The sequence below is a fragment of the Pelagicoccus sp. SDUM812003 genome (genome assembly GCF_031127815.1).
Lineage (GTDB): Bacteria > Verrucomicrobiota > Verrucomicrobiia > Opitutales > Opitutaceae > Pelagicoccus.
Map to the genome: position 1 here is coordinate 79,326 of NZ_JARXHY010000003.1, position 17,646 is coordinate 96,971.

Consider the following 17,646-nt stretch of genomic DNA (forward strand, 5'->3'; position numbering starts at 1 on the left):
GTGTTAGACTCGCTCCGCCCGCCACGCCAGACAAGCTCGACTCACGCAGTAGACTTGCTCGGTCTTGGGGTCAGGGCTTCGCTGTTTATGGCGAGCAAAGCGACGAGGATGGAGCTTCCGACAATGCTGTGCCCCTCTTTGAAGAGCTCGGCGATCGAGTCCATGACTTGGAGTCCTTGCGACGCGTAGCTCAGCAAATTCCAGGTGGGGAAATCGTTGAAGAAGCCGTAGTATTGATTTGCGGTGAAGTAGTAGGCTGCTCCGAGCGCGATTGCAAGGTTTCCAAGCGCCATCGCCAGCCAGCGTCTCTTGATCAGAACGAGCGGGGCGAGCAGGATGGCCGCTGAAGCGATGGATATGCCGGTGCCGTAGGGCAGCACCATTTGGTTCGCGTGCAGGGCGTTCCAGAGCGCCTCCTGAGTGATGACGAACAGGAGGACCACCCAGTAGATCTTGTATCCAACATTTCTGCACAGGTAGAAGCAAAGCGCCATGAGGTACATGGCGAGGTAGGTCGCGAGAAGGGGAGAGAGGAACTCCAGTGCGAAGAGGAGGGCGGCGAACGCGCCCAACGCCGCCAGCAAGCGCTTCGCGACGACGTTTTCCGACTTGCTGGAGAAATGGAAGATCAGGGTGATGACGCCCATCGAGAAGAGCGCGATCGCGGTGTGGGCCCAAATCGGGATGACCCAGCTGGATCGATAGTGGTTGTTCGGGCGGTTGTGCCAGCGCACGTCTTCCAGCAGGAATCCAAGGCGGCGCTTGACGGGACCGTAGCGATCGAACGAAAGCTGCGTCAGGGCGAATTGGGACCTGTCGATCCGTTGTGGGTCGATGGCGTGTCGATCGTTTTCTTTCCGCGTCCGATCGGGGGCGTAGTAGGATTCCATCGAGGCTTGGTATTGATCCGCTTTGGCCAGCGAGCTGCGGATGGAGAAGCGATGCAGTCCATAGATCGAGATGCCTTTGGGCGCCAGCCACGGCGTCCAGGAAAAGGAGACCTGAACTGGATTGAGCAAGTCCACCCCTTTGATCTTCAAGGCGGGAAACTCCCAATCGGGAAACTTCTGATCGGCCCAGTATTCGAGCTCCTTCACGTAGTTGAACTGCATGACAACCGCCTTGGCGGGCTCGTCGGCGCCTAGCTCGTCGAGGCGAACGGTGTAGTCGAAGGTGGCGATGGACTGCGAGTCCCGCTTTTGAAACGGGCTGCGCTTTCCCTCCTTGAAGAGCAATCTGCCTCTAGGATCGTAGAGCTGAAAGGCGAGATTGATCCCGTCTTCGAGGTCCTGGCGGCTGGTATAGTCGCCGGTCACGTGGAGGCGCTGTTGCTCGGCGTCCAAAGCGACTCTGCCTCGAACGTGAACGTTGTCGGATTTGTATTCGAAAACTTGCGACTGCTGGAAACGTTTTCCGCTTTCGAAGGAGATGGTCAGGGTTTGCTCCTTGAGAGGGCCGCGGTGCCCGAGCATGAGCCCGACGCAGCTGAGCGCGAGCATGCTAGCCAGAAAGATTCTATAGAGATTCATCGTCATTTCGGCTGCAGCTTCTCGGGGTAGCGCAAGGCGAGCTTCGTTAGGTCCGACACGTTTACGGGAATGGGGCGCTTGTGCAGCGATTGCTCTTCGATGAAATAGGATAGGCCTTTGGGGTTGAGCGTCGGCAGCGTCGTATCGAGGGTGTTTCCCGTGAATGTATGTGGGATTTCGATACCAAGCGAATCGAGCACGATGACTGGCACGTCCTGAAGCCCTGCCATCTTGTAGTAGGTTTTCGCAGGTCTGTCCAATCCGTAGAGGATGACGGGGATCGTATCCTTGCAGATCGGAGGATCCTCGTTTGTGTAGGCTTTTTTGAGCAGCGGTTCGATGGCGCTGTCGTGGTCGCTGAAGATGGCGATGACGCAGTCCTCGAGGATGCCGAAGCTCTCAAGCGACTCGAAGAAGGACTGGATGGATCGGTCCACGTACCGAATCGAATCGATGTGGTCGAGCGCCAGGTCGTTTTTTGGTTCCCCTAATCGCTCGCCAACGTGGTGGTAGGGGTGGTGGTTGGTGAGCAGGATGAGGTGGGCGAAGACGGGGCCGTCGGAGGCTGCGGCCTTGATCTTGAGGGCCGCTTGCTTGAGAGCGGATTCGTCCGAGATACCCCAGCCGATGCGCTCCGACTGGTCGAGCGTGTCGAAGTAGAACGAGTCCTTGTATCCAAGGCTTTGATGCGCGTTGCCGCGATTCCAGAAGTTGCTGTTGTTTCCGTGAAGGGAAAACGTGTAGTAGCCGGCCGCGTTTAGGGTTCGGGGCATCGAGGGGATCTTGTCGAGCTCGTAGTTGGTGTAGGCGGGCTTGCCCGCGATCGGCGGCAGCGAGCAAAGGGCGAGGAATTCCCCGTCGGTGGTGCGGCCTGACGAGGAGTTGTCCAGGGCGTTGCGAAGAAAAATCGAGCGTTTGGTAAGACTTTTTAGAAAGGGCATCACTGGCTCGCCTTGGTAGTCTGCGGTCACGCTGATGCCGTCGACCGATTCCATTTGCAGGTAGATGACGTGCTTTCGCTGCGGGGTGGCGGCGGCCCTCGGAGTTGTCGCCCGCCTGGTTCGAATCTTCGAAAGGTAGGACCGGTAGTCCTCTGCGTCGGCGAGCGCCAGACCAGCCTCGGCGATCCAGTTTCGGATCGAGCGGTAGGTGTCGAAGCAGGCGTATCCGAAATAGCCGACATCCAGGACGATGAGCTTGTTCGAGTGCCTGGCTTTGATTCTCCCCCAGCTGGGATTGGTTCCGAAATAGAGCAGTGCCGCTGCGCAAAGGAGAAGCCAAAGTCCGAAAAGCAGTCTCTGGCGGAAACGGGGGATCTGGTGGCGTCGTCTCAAATTCGTGTCGGGAATGTTACAGAGGGAAGGCAATGGTTGAGCCCTTCCAGTTCAAGGCTTTCTTTGCCTGGAGCTCGAAACCGAGGCGAAAGTGCTGGAATCCTGTCGGAGCGAGGTGTAGCCAGAAACCCGTGTTAAGGGTAAGTCTCATCTGTTTCGCGGCCTCGTTGGCGATCGCCCTATCGGGTTTCCTCTTCAAGGCCTGGTCCATGCTGTCGACCGAGCCGGTCCTGGTCGAGCCCTTGCCTAGGGTGGCCCATGCGGGCGGCGGGATCGGCGGAGAGATCTACACGAACTCCAAGGAGGCCATCCTGTCCAGCCTGGAAAGGGGCTTCGAGCTGGTCGAGCTCGACTTCTCCTGGACCGCGGACGGGGCCCTGGTTTGCATCCACGACTGGGAGAGCAACTTCAGTCGACTGGTCGGGAGCGAGGTGCCGGAGCCGCTGGATCTGGAGGCCTTCAAACAGGCCCGCAACGGGGCCGCCTTCCATTTGCTCACCCTGCTGGAGTTGAAGGAGCTGATGATGGAGAATCCGCGGCTCAAGATCGTGACGGATGTGAAGAGCAACAGCCTGGAGGCCTTGAGATTGATGGCTGAGGAGATGCCGGAGCTGGCCTCGCGAATCTATCCCCAGATCTACCGGCCGAACGAATATGAGATCGTCCGCTCATTGGGCTTCGAGAGCATTATCTGGACGCTGTACAACTACAGCCATGGCAAGAACATCGCCAGGATCGTCGAGGAGCTGGAAGGCCGCGACCTGTTTGCCGTCTGCATGCCGCGCGATCTCGTCAAGGACGGCCATGCCTTGCGTCTCTCGGAGCTGGGCATCTCGACCTACGCTCACACCATCAACTCGCCGGCGGAGTGGCGTGAGCTGCGCGACAGGTGGGGCGTGACTCAGGTCTACACCGACTTTCTGCCGGCGAGGAGCTCGTCCCAGGACGGGCCTTAGCGCTCGTTGTCGGATGGGCTGAGGAAGAGGTGGAAAAAGGAGACCCCTAGGCGTCGCGTGTCCTCCTCGTTGGGCTGCCGAGCCGGGCCGTCGCCGCTGATGGTCAGGGCATTGCCGCCCGGCTCGATGACGATTTCCCCGATCGGGAAGTCGGTCAAGCGGTTGCCGTGCTGGAAGTCTGCGACCCTCTCTCCGTTCCAATCGATGAACGTGCGTCGCTGATAGTGCGAGTCGAGTCGCAGGACCAGATGCGCCGTGAGCGGCTTGCTCGAGTGGTTGAAAAGCTCCAGCGACGCCTCGTCCTTGGTCCACTTGCGAGCGAACTCGCCGCCGATCTCCACCTGATGCCAGCCGTCGAGAAAGGTGAGCTGCAGAGCGGAAGCGTAGAAGCCGTCCTTTTCGGTGAGAAATCGGCCTTGTTCGATGCACAGCTGCGAGCGAACCGAGAGCTCTGGCGGCTGCATGATGCGGTGGAAGTCGATCACGCTCACGTTTCCCAGCAGTAGCACCGGCAGCCATATCCGCGTTTTGGGTACGAGCAGATTGAAGGCGATGTGCAGCACCAGCAGCACGCGTGGGGCCGCTCCGGGCGTGCCCTCCCAGACGGCCGGGCCGAGCACCGCGGCGAGCGCCGCGAAACTGATGCCGATGCGCCACCATTGATCCGACCAGCGCGGTCGCAGAAACATGAATACGATGTGCGTGGCGATGCCGATGAAGCAGAGCAGGAAGCGGGCGTCGCCGAAGAAGCCGCTGGTCCAGTAGCCCCATTGCTCCGCCAGCTTTAGACCGATTTGCTGAAAGGGCAGCGCGAAGTTGCCGCTGCCCAGAAACGAGGATTGCTGGGCCGGAGCGACGCTGTCGACGTAGAGCATCCAGAGAAAAAGCGGGGTCACGCAGATCAGCCCGCGCCCTACGAAGCGCAGCGCCGCGCTGCGGAAGGTGGGACGCTTTTCGAAGATGGCGAGACCAGCGAACAGGCTGACGTCCTTTGCTAGAGCTGAAGCGGCGATGGCCAGCGCCCCGCTGGTGTAGCGGTTTCGAGCGATGAAAAAGGCCGCCAGCACGGTGAGGGTCGCCGCCGGACCATCGGTGAGCGAGCGTTCCGTGCTCATGATCCATCCCCATCCAAGCAGAATGCCGGCCCAGCGTATGAAGTTTTGGATACCGGTTGGCGGCAGCCATCGCAGAAGCAGCAGGGCGCAGACGAACCAGCAGATCGGATTGATCAGCGGATAGACGCGCACGATGCTTGCCGGATCCCCGCCGCCGAGGGCCCACGCGAAGGCGGGCATCAGAATGCGACGGGCTCGATAGCGCAGCGTATCGACGCCTTTATCCAACTGCGGATCCTGCAGGGTCGGGTCCAGGGCGATCTGGGCGTAGAACTGGGCGTCGTAGCCGAAGCTGTCTTCGAAAACCCGCGGAGCAGCCTCCTTGAAGGCGTCGGTGGCGTCGTCGTAAAAGTGGTCGCCCACCGCTAGCATGCTAGTGAAGCCCACGCCGCATTGCTGGTTGGGCAGCAAGGCCGCGAGGTAGGCCACGCCGACCGCGAGGTAGGCCAGTATCCAGAAATACCTACGAAAGACGGGCGATTGCAGGCGCTCAGCGAGGGTCTTGAGTTTGGGAGTCATCGGAGAGGGAGGCAGGAGGGATTACAAAACGCGTGCCGGTGGCTTCGCTTTCTACGATTTCAAAGGGGATGTTGGCCTTTTCGAGAAGGTGGGCGATTTCGCTTTCCGGAGGCATGTCTTGGTCGGATGCCCAGATCGCTTGTCGGTAGCCCCGTTCCCTGAGCCAATTCATGATGTAGCTTCGCGCCTTTTGCGTTCCCCAATTGTAGCGGAAGCCCGCCTTGTTGGTGGCGTATTCGACGGTGCCCGACCGATGCTCTGCCCAGACCACGTCGTAGCCACCGAACTCGGCTTGCAGCTGCTCCTGCTTCGCCCGGAAGGACTCCGGCGCGTTTCGGGCGGGCGGATGAGCGACGCTGGCGAGATAGACAAGCAGCGCCAAGGACGCCGCGCCCAGAGCGATGCGAAGCCGCGGACCGGCCTTTTCGTACGGTAGGAACGCCAAGGCGAGCCCGATGCAGAAGAGCGAGCTGGCGTAGGGGTAGTAGTCGATCTGCACCTTGTGCGAGAGGTAGAAGGCGTAGTTGAAACCGATCAACGCGAGGCCGAAGAGAAACCATTTGAGTTGCCGGGGCTTGATCAGGCAAGCGCCCAGCAGCAAGGCGATGGCGAACAGGTGAGGCCCGAGCCACGACGTTTTGTCGACGAAATAGAAGCGCAGGTTGCTGGCTAGACCGCCTTCGCTGGCGAAGGCTTGATCGAGCGTCGAGTAGGTGATGGCGAAGGGGTTTCCCAGCAGCAGGTAGGCGTAGAGGAGATACAGCCCGAAGCCGCTGAGGAAGATGGGCAAGGCGAGTTTTAGGGCTCGTGCGATTGTTTTTTGGATACGCCGTTCCCTGCCTTCGCTGAGGAAAAGCGCGGCTAGCCCTGCCGGCGCGAAAAGCAGGGCGTTGGGCAGGCGAAAGATCACCGTGAGCGAAAGCAGGAATAGGCTCCAGCCGGGACGCTTGGGAAGCAGCCAGCCGGAGGCGATGAGCAGTCCGTAGGTTGGGGCCAAGGAGTCGACGCGCATCAGCTCGAGCTGGATGGCGTCGAACTGAATCAGCGTCAACGCCAGGGCTGGGATGAGAACGATGGGCCAAACGGTCAGCTTGCCGTTCCAAAAGAGGGTCCCCGCCAGGGCCAAGGCGAGGGCGCCGATCACGGCGCACAGCACGGGGAAAGCGACGCGGCGCGCCTCGATCGGCAGCGGCGCCAGCATCAGTCCGACCCCAGGCGGGTATTGGTTGATGATTTTCTGCCCGGACTGATCGATATGGTACGCGTGCGGAGCGACGGCCCATCGAAAGTGGTTTGTAGTGGGAAACTGGTTACGAAGGTCGATCAATAGCTCGTCGATGAAGGGGCGCTCCGCGTGGTTGCCGAAGGTGGAGCCTGCATCGATCGCTCGAGCCATGTTCAGATAGCCAAACTCGTCGCACCCAGCGGGCAGACCATGTTCGCCGCGATTGTAGTGGCTGTGGGCCAGCGAGGCCACGAGGTAGAGGGTGGCCAGGGTGGCGGCGAGGCAGATGCCAAGTCTGATCGCAGGGCTCGTGGAACCGGGGAAGCGAAGAAGCGGCGATGGCATGGAAGTGGTTTCCGGTGTTTCTTGTTGTCGGGGAAGTCTTGCTCTCGGGGGAGGCGCTGATCCGTCACGCCCCGTAGCCCAGCCGCTCCCGCGTGGCGGCCACCCGTGGGATGCCCTTCACCCGCTCCAGGATGTCCATCGAGCGCTGCGGGATGGGATTGGCCTGCACTTTGAGGGACTTGATCTTGTCCCCCCCGTCGTCGGTGCCCCACTTCCAGTCGTAGTTCTTGGGCGGCGGATAGGAGTCGACGCCCTGCGTTCGTTCCGAGCCGAGGAAGGCGAAGATCCGCTCGGTCCATTTGATCGGCTCCGCCACCAGGTCCTCGTAGCGCACCCAGAAGTTGCGTTTCGCGTCGTGGGGGAAGCGAGCTAGCAGGGAGTCGTAGGCTGGCGACCAATAGCGCTTGGCCAGCCATCGGTCGATGGGGCCTTTGGGCATATGCGGCTCGAGCTTGCGAAAGACCATCTTGCGCAGCGAGGCCACGTTGGTGTGCACGTCGCGAGTGAGCACCAGCTGGCGGGTCTGCGGGACCGACGGGAGCTTGGGGTAGCGCGAGGCGTCGTGAAACCAGGCGGGACGCTTCAGCACGATGATGCGCTCGTCGCAGAGGGCGTGGATCCTCTGCACCGCGTCGGCGGACTGGAACTTGGTGAAATTAATCTCCGGCAGGCTGGAAATGTCCGGGGCCGCGGACATCAGAGCCTTCAGCAGCGTGGAGCCCGAGCGCATGGTGCTCAGCTCGATGGCGATGGTTCGTGGTTGGGAGTCGGCCATGGTGGTGGTTTGGATGCTTGGTCCTCGCTGGGGGTTTTGGGGAAGCCCGGCTGGCGAGCCAAGGCTTTTGTGCGCTTTCCCAAAGGCGCAACGCAAATTTGCAACGTTGCAAATAAGAGTTGCGCCGGGTGGGTGGCGGGTGGTGGGAAAAAGCTTTCCTTGGGTTGCGGGGGGCGTAAGGTTTGGGCTCTTTTTTCTCATGCCAAAGGAACAGTCAGTGATTACGAACGTGCTTGCGGAGCGATACGCTTCCGGCGCGATGAAGGCAATTTGGTCGCCCGAGGGGCGCATCCTGATCGAGCGTGACTATTGGATCGCGGTGATGAAGGCCCAGCGCGAGCTGGGGCTGAAGATCCCGGACAAGGCCATCAAGGCTTACGAGAAGGTGAAGACGCAGATCGACTTGAAGTCGATCGACGCTCGCGAGCGCCAGCTGCTGCACGACGTGAAGGCTCGCATCGAGGAGTTCAACGGCCTCGCTGGCTACGAGTTCATCCACCTCGGCATGACCAGCCGCGACCTGACGGAAAACGTGGAGCAGCTGCAGGTGTTGCGCGCTCTGGAGCTGATCCGAGTGAAGACGGTGGCCAGCTTGAGCAAGCTCTCCGAACGCGCCGTAGAGTATAAGAATCTGATGATCACCGGTCGCACCCACAATGTGCCAGCCCAAGCCACTACCCTCGGGAAGCGCCTCGCCATGGCGGGCCAGGAGCTGTTGATCGGACTGGAGCGCTTGGACGATCTGACCAACCGCTATCCAGCTCGCGGGCTGAAAGGCGCAGTCGGCACGCAGCTCGATCAGCAGACGCTGTTCGAAGGCGACGCCAAGAAGGTGGCGGACCTGGAAGCCAAGATCGTCAAGCACCTCGGCTTCGGACGCGTGATGGACAACGTCGGCCAAGTCTACCCGCGTAGTGTGGATCTCGATACAGTGACTGCCTTGGAGCAGCTCGCGTCCGCCGCGGTGAACATGACCACCACGGTTCGCCTCATGGCAGGACAGGGTCTGATGACGGAAGGTTTCAAGAAGGGGCAGGTCGGCTCCTCCGCCATGCCGCACAAGGTGAACTGTCGCACCAGCGAGCGTATCCATGGTTTCGGTACGATCTTGAAAGGCTACGCTGCAATGGCGGCGGGTTTGACCGGAGGTCAGTGGAACGAAGGCGACGTCTCCTGTTCGGTGGTGCGCCGCGTGATGCTGCCGGACGCGTTTTTCGCCATCGACGGTCTGATGGAGGCCTACCTGACGGTGCTCGGCCAGATGGGGGCGTTCGAAAAGGCCATTGCCGCGGAAAACGCGGTGCAGCTGCCCTTCCTCGCCACCACCACGATCCTCATGGAGTCGGTGAAGGCGGGAGCAGGTCGCGAAACGGCTCATTTGGCTATCAAGGAAAACGCCCTTGCCGCCAGCAAGGAGATCCGCGAGGGCCGTCCCGATCAGGCCAAGCTCACTGAGCGCCTAGCGGACGACGAGCGCATTCCGTTGGACCTGAAGCAGCTGGAGAAGCTGCTTTCCGAAACCGCCCGTTTCGTAGGGGCGGCTCCCAAGCAGGTCGACCAGTTCAAGCGCTCGGTGGCGAAGTGGAGCAAGAAGTTTCCCGAGGCGACGAAGGTGAAGCCCGGCAGCTTGCTGTAGAAGGGGTCGCCCTTCGGCTCAGGCTTGTTCCCTTTATTTGAAACGCCGTTCCCGATTTTCCGGGGACGGCGTTTTCGTTCAGTTCCGTGGGGCGAAGGGCCGTCTAGCGCACGTAAAGGTAGATCGGGTACTTTGCCAGCAGGTCGGTTTCGTCGTCATCGCTGACCAGGTAGAACACTTCGCGGGTTTTGGTATCTGCGGTGAGCGGGGTGATGGTCATGCGGTACTGCTGCCCTTCCTCGATGGTTTCGAAAGCGTAGTCAAACTGCTTCTCGGCCGCCGGATCCATGCGCTTCACGCCATCGATGCTCATGGGGATCTTCTCGTGGAAGGAAATGAGCACCTCCTGCGGTTTGGGCTCGCTGCCCGCTTTCCAGAAGCGGACCCGCGGCTTGAGCGCGACGGGGATGGGGATGTCGACCTCCAGCACCAGTTCGTAGCTCTGCTCTTCGCCCGCCTCCAGGGTTCGGACGGAGATCATCTTGTGCTGAGGGCCTTGTCGCGATCCCACGGTGAAGATGGCAGTCAGCTCTCCGCTCTCGCCTGGTTGGTAGACCTTTTTGTCCAGCGACGGCACGGTGCATCCGCAGGTGGACTTGGTTTGGGCGATCTCGACGGGGGCGCTTCCGGTATTGGTGAAGGCGTAGGTGGCTTTCACCTCCTCCTGACCGAACTCCGTCTCGAAGCTCTGTTTGGTATTGTCCCATTCCAGGCTCTGGGCGGCGGCCTGAAGGCCGACCGCAGTGGCGGCGCTGATGCTGGCCAATCGAAGCATTAGAAATATGAATGAAAAGGGGCGCGTTGTATTCATGCTTGAAAGCAAATGATTCCCTGAAGGGCGAAAAGTTCAATTCTTTCTTTGTTCGGCAACGCTCGGGACCTGCGAACTATTGCCAACGCTGTTGGAAATGCGTGCCGCTCAACTAATCGCTTGAGTTGGCTGCCGCGAGGGATTGTCTTGTCCGCTCATGACTTCATTTTCTAGACCCGACGGGCGCCCCTGCGATGCCCTTCGTCCCATTTCCTTCGAAGCGGATTTCGCTGCGAACGCCACTGGCTCGGTGCTGGTGAGCTTCGGAAATACCAAGGTGATCTGCGGCGCGATGCTTGAGAAGAAGGTGCCGGGCTGGATGCGGGCCCAGAACGTTTCGGGCGGATGGTTGACGGCCGAGTATTCAATGCTCCCCTACAGCACGCTCGATCGAAAGCAGCGCGACTCGACCCGTGGCAAGCAGGACGGACGCGGGGTGGAGATCCAGCGTCTGATCGGCAGGTCGCTACGGGCGGTGATCGATCTGCAGAAACTGCCCGGGCACACGCTCTGGGTGGACTGCGATGTGTTGCAGGCCGATGGCGGGACGCGCACTGCTTCCATCACCGGCGCTTATCTTGCTTCGCGACTGGCCGTGCAAAAGCTGATTGATGAAAAGGTCCTGCAGGAAAATCCGTTTCGCGACTCCGTCGCGGCGGTGAGCGTCGGCATCTATCAGGGCCAGCCGGTGCTGGACCTGCCTTATCTGGAGGATCGGGACGCCAGCGTAGATTTCAACGTCGTCATGACCGGCAAGGGCGAGTTCGTCGAGCTGCAGGGCACTGGGGAGGAGGCCACCTTTTCGGAGTCGGAGCTCACCCAGCTCATCGCTCTGGCCCAGAAAGGAATAAAGGAGCTTTCCGGCATGCAGGCGTCGTTTCTGACGAAACGATTGCTTGGAAACTTGAGTTTGTAACCCCTGGGCGTTTCTGGACTTGAAACAATCGTCGATTCGGATTCGCGCTCGCTTTCGACCGCAAGAGATTGATAAAGGAATCTCTCCCTCGTTTTCACCCGCCATTTTCGAGCAAAGCAAATGAACATCCACGAATACCAAGCGAAACAGCTATTTGAAGAATACGGCATCCCTTGTCCAAAGGGGGCCGCCACAAGCTCGCCGGAGGAGTTTGGGAGATGCATCGACAGTCTGGAGAAAGGCCTGATTGTCGTGAAATCCCAAATACACGCGGGCGGACGCGGAAAGGGGACGTTCACCGACGGCTTCAAAGGCGGCGTGAAGCTGGCCAAGACCAAGGAAGAGGCCATCGAATACGCCAACAAGATGCTCGGCAATACGCTGGTGACCATCCAGACCGGCGAGGCGGGCCGTCAGGTGCAGACCGTCTACTTCACCGAAGGCGCCGACATCGTGAAGGAGTACTACCTCGCCATTCTGGTTGATCGCGCCACCTCGAAGCCGGTGGTGGTCGCTTCCACCGAAGGCGGCGTGGATATCGAAACCGTAGCGGAGGAAACGCCGGAGCGCATCTTCAAGGCGGTGGTCGATCCAGCCATCGGACTGCAGGCCTATCAGGCTCGCAAGATCGCCTACCAGCTCGGCTTCGAAGGCAAGCAGGCCGCGGCCTGCGCCAAACTCATCCTCAATCTCTACAAGATGTTCTGGGAAAAGGACTGCGACATGGTGGAGGTCAACCCCATGATCAGCACCGCGGACGGCGGCGTGAGCGCCCTCGACGCCAAGGTGGGCTTCGATGGAAACGCCCTCTACCGCCAGCCGGACATCGTGGCCATGCGCGATCTCAACGAAGAGGATCCCAAGGAGATCGAAGCTTCCAAGTACCATCTCAACTACATCGCGCTCGACGGAAACATCGCTTGTTTGGTAAACGGCGCTGGCCTGGCCATGGCCACCATGGACATCATCCATCATGTCGGTGGCGAAGCGGCCAACTTCCTTGATGTGGGAGGCGGAGCAAACGCGGAGCAAGTCACCGCCGCTTTCAAGATCATCCTCAGCGACCCCAAGGTCGAAGGCATCCTGGTAAACATTTTCGGTGGCATCATGAAGTGCGACGTGATCGCCGAAGGCATCATCGCGGCGGCCAAAGCGGTCAGCCTCGACAAGCCATTGGTGGTCCGCTTGGAAGGCACCAACGTGGAAATGGGTAAGAAATTGCTCGCGGAGAGCGGGATCGAAATCACCTCGGCAGATTGCTTGGCGGACGCAGCGCGCAAGATCGTCGATATCGTAGCAGCCAAGTAAAACCGTAACCAGGAATTTGATACAATGAGCGTTCTCGTAAACAAAAACACCCGCGTCGTTTTCACAGGGATCACCGGCAAGTCCGGCGGCTTCCATGCCAAGCAGTGCATGGAGTACGGAACCAAAGTCGTAGCAGGCGTCACCCCGGGCAAGGGTGGGCAGAAATTTGAAAGCTCCGTGCCGATCTTCAACACGGTAGCGGCTTCGGTGGAGAACGAAGGAGCCAACACGGCCTGCGTTTTCGTTCCGCCTCCGTTCGCGGCGGATTCCATTTTGGAGTGCATCGACGCTGGCATCGAGCTCATCATCGCCATCACCGAAGGCATCCCCGTCAAGGACATGGCCATCGTGAAGCGCAAGCTGCTCGAGTCCAATGCCCGATTGATCGGTCCGAACTGTCCAGGCGTCATCACCCCTGGCGAGTGCAAGATCGGCATCATGCCCGGCTATATCCATAAACCGGGTACAGTGGGCATCGTTTCCCGTTCCGGCACTTTGACCTACGAAGCGGTTTGGCAAGTCACCAGCCTTGGCTACGGCCAGTCGACCTGCATCGGCATTGGCGGCGACCCCATCAACGGCACCAGCCACACCGACGCCATCAAGCTGTTCAACGAAGATCCGGACACCGAAGCGATCGTGATGATCGGCGAAATCGGCGGCGATGCGGAAGAACAAGCCGCGGCCTACATCAAGGAGCACGTCAAGAAGCCGGTGGCGGGATTCATCGCTGGCACCACCGCTCCTCCCGGCCGTCGCATGGGCCACGCAGGGGCCATCGTCTCCGGTGGCAGCGGCACCGCGGAGGCAAAGATCGCGGCTATGGAAGACGCTGGCATCGTGGTAGCCAAGACGCCGAGCGACATGGGACAGGCCCTGCTCACCGCTTGGGGCAAGTAAAGCAGCTCGATCGGAAAACACATTTGCTTGAAGGCCGGATCCGGAAACGGGTCCGGCCTTTTTTATGTTCGTGTCAGAGGGCGTCTTCGGAGAAGTCGCCCCACCTTGGATGAAATCGGGGTATTTCTCCTTTGCCAGCGGGTGGGTCGACTCGTCCCCGAGGCGACCGTTGCGTCTTGATCCGCGTTTCTTGAACGTCTCGGGGACGAGCCGTTCCACCTTCGAGGTTGCTTGCTCTTGGGCGTTATATTTAGAAACTGGGAGTGTTATGAAGATCGTTTTCTTCGATGGGGTGTGCGGCGTGTGCAACAAGTCGGTGGACTTGCTGCTCAAGCTCGACGAGCGAGAGCAGCTCCGCTTCGCCCCGATCCAAGGGGAAGCCGCGAAGCGCTACCTGTCGGATGAATGTCGGGAAAACCTGGATACGATCAGCTTCTTCGATGGGAAAACGCTCACGTTTCGCACGACGGCTTTGCTGAAGATCGCTCGGACTCTGGGCGGGATCTGGTGGGTGTTTTATCCACTTATAATCATTCCGGTCGAGTGGCGCGATCTGGCCTACGACTGGTTCGCCAGGCGTCGCTATCGCTATTTCGGGAAAAAGGAAGCCTGTCGCATCCCGACTCCGGAGGAGCGGAGCCGATTTTTGGATTGAGGGGATTTTTCATATAACTAGGCAGGCGGTAGGGCTGACTGGCCCAGTCAGCCGCTATGCAGGATCAAGGCTCCGCGGCGTCCTACGGCGAGGCCGCCCTACCTTTTGAAGCTAGCAACAATACGCTAATGCAAACGATAAACGCTCTTAAAGGTAGGACCCGCCTTCCCGGCGGCCGCTACCGTTAGCCAGTGGTTCTCAATCCTGCGGCGATGGCGTTGATGCTTTGCAGCACGCGTCGCAGGTCCTCTTCGGTGCCGCTCTTGCGCCAGGTGGCGAGCAGCTCGAGCTGCTGGGCGTGCAGCAGGTCCAGCCATTTGTCGCGGGCGTGCAGAGTGCGGAAGAAGCGAGGGCGTCGCTTTTCGAGCGGACCGTTGAGCAGCTCGTGCAAGGCGTCGCGAGTGGCCGCTCGCTCGTCGGTGATGAGCTTGAAGAACTTGTCGCGTATCGAAGCGTCGGATACGAGGTTCGCGTAGGACTGCATCATGAGCGTATCGGCGCTTTCCACGCTGGTCTCGATGTTGTAGAGGATGTAGCGAAGGAACGGCCACGTGTAGACGCTTTCCTTCAGCGCGGCGAAGGATTTGGGGTCGCTCTCCTTGAGTTTCGAGACCGCGGTTCCGACTCCGTACCAGCCTGGCATGTAGACCCGGCACTGATTCCAGCTGAAGACCCAGGGAATCGCTCGCAGATCCTTGAGGCTGGGCTTTCCGCTACGTCGGGACGGGCGCGAGCCGATGCGGCTCTGTTCCAGGGCGTCGATCGGAGTGGCTTGGCGGTAGAAGGTGAGGAAGTCGTCCTCGAGCAGCAGGCCGCGGTACTTCTCGGCGCTGTAGCGAGCGAGCGAAGACATGGCGCGCTCCAGTTCGGGGGTCGGCTTGTTGGGGCTTTTGGCGAGCTGCGGACCGACGGCTCCGGCGACGAGAAACTCCAGACTGCGGGCGGCGGTGAGAAAGTTTCCGTACTTTTGGGCGATCACTTCTCCCTGTTCGGTGACGCGAGCTCCGGGGTGGAGGGAGCCGGGTGGCAGGGCTTCGAGGAAGCGGTGGGTTGGGCCTGCCCCGCGGCTGACCGTGCCGCCGCGACCGTGGAAGAAGCGAATGGACACGCCGTGCTTTTCGCCGAGGGCGACGAGCCGCGCTTGGGCGTTGAAGAGTCCCCATTGGCTGGCGATGATGCCGGAGTCCTTGTTGCTGTCGCTGTAGCCGAGCATGGCTTCCTGCTCCAGCGGGGCGTTTTCGTCGACGGTTGGAAGCTGGTCGTTGGTCAGCTCGTCATCCAGCGCCCGGTTCTGCCAGGGAAGGCTGGCTCGGGTGACGGGATGGGAGAGGAACGCGTCCATGATGGACTCGCTGTTCTCCAGGTCGTCCAAGGTCTCGAAGAGCGGCGAGATCGGCATCAGGCAGACCATGCCCTGATCGGTCTTGCGCATCAGGCCGGCTTCGCGGCAGAGGGCGAAGGCCACCAGGAGGTCGGAGACCGAGCGTGTCATGCTGATGATCAGCTGCCCCACGCCAGCCCGTCCGTGTTTGCGGATGGTTTTGGCCACCACCTTCAAGCTGCCCACCGCTTCGCGGGCTTCCAGGTCGAGCTGCTGGTGGTTTTGGGCGAATGGGCGGGCCCGGGTGAGCTCGTCGCTAAGGAAACTGAGACGGCGCTCTTCGCTCCAATCCGGAAAGGTCTCGCCATCCGGCACGCCGGCTGCGACGAGGAGCTGGGCCATGGCCCGATCGTGGTAACCGCTGTTTTGGCGAACGTCCAAGGAGGCCATGTGGAAGCCGAACGTATCCAGAAAGCGGATAACCGGGACGACGTAGGTTTGAGCGAGGCGGTTGGCTCCCGCGTCCTGCAGGGAGCGTTTGAGCAGGTCGAGATCCGCCCTGGTTTCGCTGGGGCGCTTGTAGGAGCGCGAGCCGCGGCGGCTGCGGGGCAGCTTGTCGCGCACCAGCTCCACGAAGCGCTTCCAGGGCTCTTCGACCTCTTCGGGCGGACCGGAGCGATCGTCGATCTCCGCTAGACGCGCCAGAAGGTATGCGGGCGGGTCTTGGAAGAGCTTGGATAGCGCCATGTCCTTGCTGAGCTGCTTCAGCCTGCGACTCAATGTATCCAACGCTGCGCTACGCAGCTCGAAAAAGGTCTCTTCGGTGACGTCGGCGGTGACGAGCGGGTGTCCGTCGCGGTCTCCGCCCACCCAGCTGCCGAGGCGGATGCGCGGGTAGGAGGAGGAGTCGGACTCGTCCCACTCGATGCCGGCCTGAGCCATGGCGGCCCGAAACCGTGAATCGGCGATTTCGATGGCGACTGGAAAGCGCTCCTTGAGGTAGGTGAGCACGTTGTCGCGCTCGGAGGCCACATCCGGCTTCTTCACCAGGATTTCGCCGCTGCGCCAGATGATTTCGATGATGCTTTTGATCTTTTCGCGAATCTCCTCACGCTCGGTCGGGGTGTACATCTGGTTTTCCAGTTCCACCAGCCACACGTAGAGCTGTCGGTGCTGAGCGAGCACCGAAGGGCGCTTGGCTTCGGTCGGGTGTCCGGTGAGCACGGCGTGGACGGAGGAGCGTCGGATGGTTTCCAGCAGGTCGCCCTTGGACGGGTTCGTTTCCTGGATACGCTTCAGCCAGTAGCCCCAGGATCCGGTATCGGCGTGGGTCTTCTGCTTGGACTCCAAGCGGCGGCCGGCTTGGTTGGCCACGTTTTCCTCCACCAGGTTCATGATCTGGAAGACGATGGACAGGACCTGAGCCGATTTCTCCGGAGGGATGTCGCCGACCTGGGGCGACTCCCGATGCAGCAGGGGGGCGAGCTCGGATTCCCCGATCTCCTCCAGCACTTCGCGAGCGCAGGAGAGCAGATAGTCGATGTCCCGGTCGATCTTTTCCAGGCCGGTGTTGATGTGTTCTTCGAAGCTGGGCATAACTTGGTGTCCGAGACAGCTTTGGACTCTTCGGTTTCGGGGCAAGCGAATCTGACTGTCGGCGCGGGTGAGGACGCCCTATCGACGGATTTTTCCACGAACCAAGGGGCGCTTGGCGCGATCGAAGGCGATTTTAGGACGCAAAGGAGACGCGCCCCGGGCAGGGGCGGCTGATTGAGGCGATTTGAGATGCTGACCTCGACCGGGCGCTGGTGCGGAGGACTCCTGCCGGCTTCAGGTCAGCAGGCTCCTGTACTTCGACGCGTTGCCGATCATGACCAGAACCAGCAGAACCACGAAGATCGCGGCTCCGGCGATGTTTTCCGGATCGAGGGTGAGGTGGAACATCAACGCGTTGTAGGCGATGGGAGCCAGCAGCACCGTGGCCAGGCCGACGGCTCGGTTGAGCAGCAGCATGGCGGCGGCGATCAGGTAGATCACGCCGATGCTGGGCATGATGTAGGAGCCGCCCATGACCTTCATGTACTCGGCGGCGAAGCCTTGCATTTCCGGAAACGACATGAAGCCGATGAACTTGTTGAGACCGAAAACGATCATCATCAGGGCGAGCAGGTAGCGAGCGACTAGTGCGACTTTTTGCATGGTGGGCTTGGGTTGCGGGTTGGATTGAGTCGGGAACAGAGAACGGAGGTCCCGAAGAGATTACGCCGAAGCGCTTCAAATGATTGATGGAAATGGCCTTCG

General features: G+C 60.6%; 14 protein-coding genes. 6 read left to right on the plus strand and 8 right to left on the minus strand.

Going from position 1 to position 17,646, the window contains the following annotated elements; translation table 11 throughout:
• Positions 1 to 41: 41 nt before the first annotated feature.
• A complete protein-coding gene (locus QEH54_RS04785; RefSeq protein ID WP_309017495.1) occupies positions 42 to 1,529 on the minus strand; it encodes a hypothetical protein in 1,488 nt (495 codons plus the stop codon).
• 2 nt (positions 1,530 to 1,531) lie between these two features.
• Positions 1,532 to 2,863, minus strand: coding sequence for an LTA synthase family protein (locus QEH54_RS04790; RefSeq protein WP_309017496.1), 1,332 nt, complete (start codon positions 2,861 to 2,863; stop codon positions 1,532 to 1,534).
• Between the two features lie 131 nt (positions 2,864 to 2,994).
• Between QEH54_RS04790 and QEH54_RS04795 the strand changes: the two genes are divergently transcribed.
• Positions 2,995 to 3,819 carry a glycerophosphodiester phosphodiesterase family protein gene (locus QEH54_RS04795; RefSeq protein WP_309017497.1) on the plus strand — a complete coding sequence of 275 codons (825 nt, stop codon included), beginning with the start codon at positions 2,995 to 2,997 and terminating at the stop codon, positions 3,817 to 3,819.
• Here the strand turns inward: QEH54_RS04795 and QEH54_RS04800 are convergent.
• From QEH54_RS04800 to QEH54_RS04810, 3 genes are all read right to left on the minus strand, one after another.
• Positions 3,816 to 5,453: a hypothetical protein gene (locus QEH54_RS04800; protein ID WP_309017498.1), complete on the minus strand. Its 1,638-nt coding sequence runs from the start codon at positions 5,451 to 5,453 to the stop codon at positions 3,816 to 3,818. The two genes, QEH54_RS04795 and QEH54_RS04800, sit on opposite strands and share 4 nt — an antisense overlap.
• Entirely contained in the window at positions 5,425 to 7,023 is a 1,599-nt protein-coding gene (locus QEH54_RS04805; protein ID WP_309017499.1) for a hypothetical protein, read from the minus strand. Before QEH54_RS04805 ends, QEH54_RS04800 begins: the two co-directional genes overlap by 29 nt.
• 64 nt (positions 7,024 to 7,087) lie before the next feature.
• The gene (locus QEH54_RS04810; RefSeq protein ID WP_309017500.1) at positions 7,088 to 7,798 is read right to left on the minus strand and encodes a sulfotransferase; all 711 of its coding nucleotides are present in this window, start codon (positions 7,796 to 7,798) and stop codon (positions 7,088 to 7,090) included.
• A 199-nt stretch (positions 7,799 to 7,997) separates the two neighbouring features.
• Between QEH54_RS04810 and purB the strand changes: the two genes are divergently transcribed.
• On the plus strand, positions 7,998 to 9,434 hold the full coding sequence (gene purB, locus QEH54_RS04815; protein WP_309017501.1) for an adenylosuccinate lyase: 1,437 nt from the start codon (positions 7,998 to 8,000) through the stop codon (positions 9,432 to 9,434).
• 103 nt (positions 9,435 to 9,537) lie between these two features.
• On the opposite strand, the gene QEH54_RS04820 is transcribed toward purB, so the two are convergent.
• Positions 9,538 to 10,245: a DUF1573 domain-containing protein gene (locus QEH54_RS04820; protein ID WP_309017502.1), complete on the minus strand. Its 708-nt coding sequence runs from the start codon at positions 10,243 to 10,245 to the stop codon at positions 9,538 to 9,540.
• Between the two features lie 157 nt (positions 10,246 to 10,402).
• Between QEH54_RS04820 and rph the strand changes: the two genes are divergently transcribed.
• The 4 genes from rph to QEH54_RS04840 all read left to right on the plus strand — a co-directional run bounded on the left by rph (position 10,403) and on the right by QEH54_RS04840 (position 14,024).
• Positions 10,403 to 11,161 (plus strand): ribonuclease PH, encoded by a 759-nt coding sequence (gene rph / locus QEH54_RS04825; RefSeq protein ID WP_309017503.1) that lies wholly within the window; start codon positions 10,403 to 10,405, stop codon positions 11,159 to 11,161.
• A gap of 120 nt (positions 11,162 to 11,281) precedes the next feature.
• Positions 11,282 to 12,469 carry an ADP-forming succinate--CoA ligase subunit beta gene (sucC, locus tag QEH54_RS04830; RefSeq protein WP_309017504.1) on the plus strand — a complete coding sequence of 396 codons (1,188 nt, stop codon included), beginning with the start codon at positions 11,282 to 11,284 and terminating at the stop codon, positions 12,467 to 12,469.
• 24 nt (positions 12,470 to 12,493) lie between these two features.
• The gene (sucD, locus tag QEH54_RS04835; RefSeq protein WP_309017505.1) at positions 12,494 to 13,369 is read left to right on the plus strand and encodes a succinate--CoA ligase subunit alpha; all 876 of its coding nucleotides are present in this window, start codon (positions 12,494 to 12,496) and stop codon (positions 13,367 to 13,369) included.
• Positions 13,370 to 13,637: 268 nt separating this feature from the next.
• Entirely contained in the window at positions 13,638 to 14,024 is a 387-nt protein-coding gene (locus tag QEH54_RS04840; protein WP_309017506.1) for a DCC1-like thiol-disulfide oxidoreductase family protein, read from the plus strand.
• Between the two features lie 184 nt (positions 14,025 to 14,208).
• Here QEH54_RS04840 and QEH54_RS04845 read toward each other — a convergent pair whose 3' ends face one another.
• Entirely contained in the window at positions 14,209 to 16,941 is a 2,733-nt protein-coding gene (locus QEH54_RS04845; RefSeq protein ID WP_309017507.1) for a phosphoenolpyruvate carboxylase, read from the minus strand.
• 234 nt (positions 16,942 to 17,175) lie between these two features.
• Positions 17,176 to 17,544: a hypothetical protein gene (locus tag QEH54_RS04850; RefSeq protein ID WP_309017508.1), complete on the minus strand. Its 369-nt coding sequence runs from the start codon at positions 17,542 to 17,544 to the stop codon at positions 17,176 to 17,178.
• Between the last annotated feature and the right edge of the window lie 102 nt (positions 17,545 to 17,646).